We start from the raw sequence: 3,601 nt of genomic DNA on the forward strand, positions 1-3,601 counted from the left end.
GCCGTCACGCCGTCACCGACCGCGAGAACTATGCCTGCGCCCTCGTTCCCGATTGTGGCTGGCAGTTCCGGTTTCCAGAGGTAAATCCCCCATGGAACCATCAAGTCATTGAAATTGATTGGCGCATATTCAACACCCACCAAGGCCTCTCCTGCGTCAGGTGCGGCTGGCTCAGGGATATCGCGCACTTCAAGATTTTCAACCGCATCGCCGTACCCGATTACTTGGACTGCTTTCATCATTGCATGCTCCTATATGCCGAACCGGCAGTGGCCGATCCGCTGCAAGGTTATAATAATAGCGTTCGCTATTAAAAATCAATAGTAGCGATCACTATCATTAAAATGATTCAGGATTTACGTAACAAGTTGCTATCAATCAAGGTGACATATGAAAGTAAGCAAGGAACAAAATGTCCGTAACAGGCAGACACTGATTGAAACGGCCGCCAGGCTATTCAGGGAGCGCGGATTTGACGGCGTGGGAGTAATGGAGATAAGCAAGACTGCGGGACTGACGCAAGGCGCGTTTTATGCGCATTTCAAGTCCAAGGAAGCGCTGGCGGCTGAAGCCAACCGCTATCTGCAGCAAGGGAGCCAAGGGCATTTCCTGGCGCTGAAAGGCACATCCGGCGACGACCTCAAAGCCTATATTGACTTTTACATTTCCAAAACCAATCGTGACGGTGCGACGGGTTGCCCCATGGCGGCATATGCGGGTGAAGTCTTTCGCCAGGGAGATGAGTTGCAGGAGACGTTCACGGATGGACTGGAAGGCATGATCAGCACTGTGCAGGCAAGCTTGCCCGCGGCACTCGCTCCAGATGAGGCGAGACGGCGGGCTCTTGCAATCACCGCGACCATGATAGGCGCGGTTACGCTGGCGCGCGCCAGCCGCAGTGTCCAATCCTTGTCCGACGAGATACTGGCATCTGTTAAGCAAGAATTACTTGGCCAGCGATAATATCGCTTAGCCATTCAAAGCGGAAGTTGTTCCACCGCGTCCGGCATCTTGCTCATATCCCGGCGCAAGCGCCCGCTTCAGCCTTGCCGCGCCGGATTGTCGCCAGCGACGTAATAAGGCACTTCCAGCCGCGGCAGCGGTTGCCGATCGCGGATGCAGTCGGCGATTTTTTCCGCGATCATGATGGTCGGCGCATTCAGGTTGCCGGTGGTAATCAACGGCATGATCGACGCATCCACCACCCGCAGGCCTTGCAAACCGTGCACCCGTCCCTGGTTGTCCACTACCGCCATTTCGTCGTAGCCCATGGCGTTGGAGCAGGATGGATGGAAAGCGGTTTCGGCGTGCTGGCGCACGAAGGCATCCAGTTCGGCGTCTGTCTGTACCTGGACGCCCGGTGAAATCTCGCGTCCGGCATAGGCCGACAACGCCTGCTGCGCGATGATGTCGCGCGTGATGCGGATGCCGTTGCGGAATTCCTGCCAGTCCTGTTCGGTCGACATGTAGTTGAACAGAATGCTCGGATGCTGGCGCGGATCTTTCGAGCGCAGGTGGATACGGCCGCGGCTGGGCGAACGCATCGATCCCATGTGCGCCTGGAAGCTGTGCACCTTGATCGGGTTGCTGCCGTTGTAGTTGATCGCTACCGGCAGGAAGTGATACTGGATGTTCGGCCATTCGAAACTGTCGTCGCTGCGGATGAATCCGCCGGCTTCGAACTGGTTGCTGGCGCCGATGCCGGTTCCCATCAGCAGCCATTCGGCGCCGATTTGCGGCTGGTTCCACGGTTTCAACGCCGGCGCCAGCGAGACCGGCTGCTTGCATTCGTATTGCTGGTAGATTTCCAGGTGGTCCTGCAGGTTGGCGCCGACGCCGGGCAAGTCCAGCACCACCGGAATATCGTGCTGGCGCAGCAGCGCAGCCGGACCGACGCCGGAGCGTTGCAGGATTTGCGGCGAAGCGATCGCGCCGGAACAGAGCAGCACTTCGCGCCGCGCTTGCGCGGTCTGCGGCTGGTCGTTGTGCAGGTAGGCGACGCCGACGGCGCGCTTGCCGGAAAACAGTATGCGGTCCGTCAAAGCGTGGGTGACGATGGTCAGGTTGGGTCGCGCCCGCGCCTGGTCCAGGTAACCGCGTGCAGTGCTGGCGCGCCGCCCCTGCGGCGTGGTGGTGCGGTCCATCGGACCGAAACCTTCCTGCTGGTAGCCGTTGAGGTCGTCGGTGCGCGGATAACCGGCTTGTACGCCGGCTTCCACCATCGCATGGTAGAGCACGTTGTTGCCGCTCTTCGGCGTGGTCACGCTGACCGGGCCGTCGCCGCCGTGGTAATCGTTGCCGCCGATGTCGCGCGTTTCGGCTTTCTTGAAGTACGGCAGGCAATCCAGGTAAGACCAGTTTTCCAGCCCTTCCCGCTTGGCCCAGTGATCGTAATCCAGCGCATTGCCGCGGATGTAGCACATGCCGTTGATCAGCGACGAACCGCCCAGGCCCTTGCCGCGGCCGCACTCCATGCGGCGGTTGTTCATGTGCGGTTCGGGATCGGTTTCATAGGCCCAGTTGTAACGCCGCCCTTGCAGCGGAAACGCCAGCGCCGCCGGCATCTGGGTGCGGAAATCGAAGCGGTAGTCGGGGCCGCCGGCTTCCAGCAACAGCACGCTGGTGTCCGCGTCTTCAGTCAGGCGCGTAGCCAGGACGTTGCCGGCAGAACCGGCGCCGATGATGATGTAGTCGTATTCTTTTGCTTGCTGCATGATGATCCTTCCTTGCCGATGCCGGCTCGGCGGCATCGTTGTGAGACACAGGTGCTGGCGTTAGAACGGCGCTCAGAACACCGAGGTATACGCGCCCAGCTCGACCTGGATCGACTTGATGTGGGTGTAGTGTTCCAGCGTGGTCAAGCCGTTTTCGCGGCCGACGCCGGATTGCTTGTAGCCGCCGACCGGCATCTCTGCCGCCGATTCGCCCCAGGTGTTGATCCAGCAGATGCCGGCTTCCAGCTGATGGATGACGCGATGCGCGCGGCTCAGGTTTTCCGTCATCAGGCCTGCCGCCAGGCCGTACTCGGTGTCGTTGGCGCGGCGGATGACTTCATCTTCTTCATCGAAAGAAAGAATGCTCATCACCGGTCCGAAGATTTCTTCGCGCACGATCTTCATGTCGTCGCGGCAGTCGGTGAACACGGTCGGCTGCACATAAGCGCCGCTGGCATAGGCACCGCTGACTTCGCGCTTGCCGCCAATCAGCAGGCGCGCGCCCTCGGCCAGGCCGGATTCGATGTAAGACAGCACGCTGTCCATGTGCGGGAAACTGACCAGCGGACCGAAATTGGTGTTCATCTCGAGCGGATCGCCGAGACGGATGCGCGCGACCCGTGCCAGCACCTTGGCTTCGAACGCTTGTTTGATCGAGCTGTGCACGAATACGCGGGTACCGTTGGTGCACACCTGGCCCGAGCTGTAGAAGTTGGCCATCACGGCGACATCGGCGGCCCGCTCCAGGTCGGCATCGGCGAACACGATCAGCGGCGACTTGCCGCCCAGTTCCATGGTCACGTCCTTCAAGGTCGAGCTGGAGGCGCTGGCCATGACTTTCTTGCCGGTGGCGGTGCCGCCGGTGAACGAAATCTTTTCGATGCCGG

General features: G+C 60.2%; 4 protein-coding genes. 1 reads left to right on the forward strand and 3 read right to left on the reverse strand.

The features are described from left to right. On the reverse strand, positions 1-242 hold a 242-nt coding region (locus JWQ61_RS20870), incomplete at its 3' end, for an alcohol dehydrogenase catalytic domain-containing protein (protein ID WP_304362202.1). Positions 243-390: 148 nt separating this feature from the next. On the opposite strand from JWQ61_RS20870, the gene JWQ61_RS20875 reads away from it, so the two are divergent. Then, complete coding sequence (locus JWQ61_RS20875) at positions 391-963, forward strand: TetR/AcrR family transcriptional regulator (protein WP_304362203.1); 573 nt, start codon at positions 391-393, stop codon at positions 961-963. A gap of 77 nt (positions 964-1,040) precedes the next feature. Here JWQ61_RS20875 and betA read toward each other — a convergent pair whose 3' ends face one another. Both betA and JWQ61_RS20885 read right to left on the reverse strand, forming a co-directional pair. Beyond that, positions 1,041-2,714 carry a choline dehydrogenase gene (gene betA / locus JWQ61_RS20880; protein ID WP_304362204.1) on the reverse strand — a complete coding sequence of 558 codons (1,674 nt, stop codon included), beginning with the start codon at positions 2,712-2,714 and terminating at the stop codon, positions 1,041-1,043. Between the two features lie 72 nt (positions 2,715-2,786). After that, positions 2,787-3,601: aldehyde dehydrogenase family protein (locus tag JWQ61_RS20885; protein ID WP_304362205.1), on the reverse strand; the 815-nt coding region annotated here is incomplete at its 5' end.

Origin of the sequence: Collimonas fungivorans (assembly GCF_028292705.1) — a bacterium.
Taxonomy (GTDB): domain Bacteria; phylum Pseudomonadota; class Gammaproteobacteria; order Burkholderiales; family Burkholderiaceae_D; genus Collimonas; species Collimonas fungivorans_B.

Excerpts from the sequence above, each read along its gene's own strand:
- betA (WP_304362204.1), bottom strand. The coding sequence starts at position 2,714 with ATGCAGCAAGCAAAAGAATACGACTACATCATCATCGGCGCCGGTTCT.
- JWQ61_RS20875 (WP_304362203.1), top strand. The coding sequence starts at position 391 with ATGAAAGTAAGCAAGGAACAAAATGTCCGTAACAGGCAGACACTGATT.